At 47.4% G+C, this 232-nt stretch carries 1 protein-coding gene; it reads right to left on the reverse strand.

What is annotated here, in order from left to right; translation table 11 throughout:
• Positions 1-232 (reverse strand): 3-oxoacyl-[acyl-carrier-protein] synthase III C-terminal domain-containing protein (locus AAEY83_RS18810; RefSeq protein WP_351061747.1); only part of this gene is annotated, 232 nt, incomplete at both ends.

The following is a 232-nucleotide window of genomic DNA, read 5'->3' on the forward strand; positions in this document are numbered from 1 at the left end:
TGCTTTTACCGCTGGAGCAACTAACTCTAAGCCGGTTTTATCGCAAGGAGGAAGTTGTGCATCACTTACACTAATAGGTGTTACACGCTCGCCCCATTTAATATAACTAGCAGCCCACGTAAGGCCAGCGCCAAAGGCTGCCGACATAATATTTGAGTGTGGTTTAATTAAACCTTGCTCCACCGCCTCGCAAAGTGCAATGGCAATTGTCGCTGCCGATGTATTACCGTAC

The sequence above is a fragment of the Psychrobacter sp. TB20-MNA-CIBAN-0197 genome (assembly GCF_040309765.1).
Lineage (GTDB): Bacteria > Pseudomonadota > Gammaproteobacteria > Pseudomonadales > Moraxellaceae > Psychrobacter > Psychrobacter submarinus.